Genomic DNA, 286 nt, shown 5'->3' on the forward strand with positions numbered 1-286 from the left:
GCTTTCTGATGCGGTATCATGATGAATTGCAAAAGGAAGCAAAGCAGCATCCGGACTGGAAGCAGGATATGATAGAGACGGCAGAAATCTGTAAGGCGCTGGCCGAACGACCGGCTGAAACCTTTCATGAAGCGGTTCAGTCCATGTGGATTCTGTTTGTCGTCCTGCATATGGAAAGCAATGCCTCCAGCTTCTCTCCCGGACGTCTGGATGAAATACTGTATCCGTATTATCGCAAGGACAGGGAGCTTGGACGTCTGGATGCGCAAAGAGCGCTGGATATCAT

The 286-nt window shown here is 50.0% G+C and carries 1 protein-coding gene; it reads left to right on the forward strand.

Going from position 1 to position 286, the window contains the following annotated elements:
- Positions 1-286: pyruvate formate lyase family protein (locus tag P0G09_RS20725; RefSeq protein WP_275253625.1), on the forward strand; the 286-nt coding region annotated here is incomplete at both ends.

The sequence above is a fragment of the Faecalibacterium sp. DFI.5.82 genome (genome assembly GCF_029076575.1).
Classification (GTDB): Bacteria; Bacillota; Clostridia; order Oscillospirales; family Ruminococcaceae; genus Faecalibacterium; species Faecalibacterium duncaniae.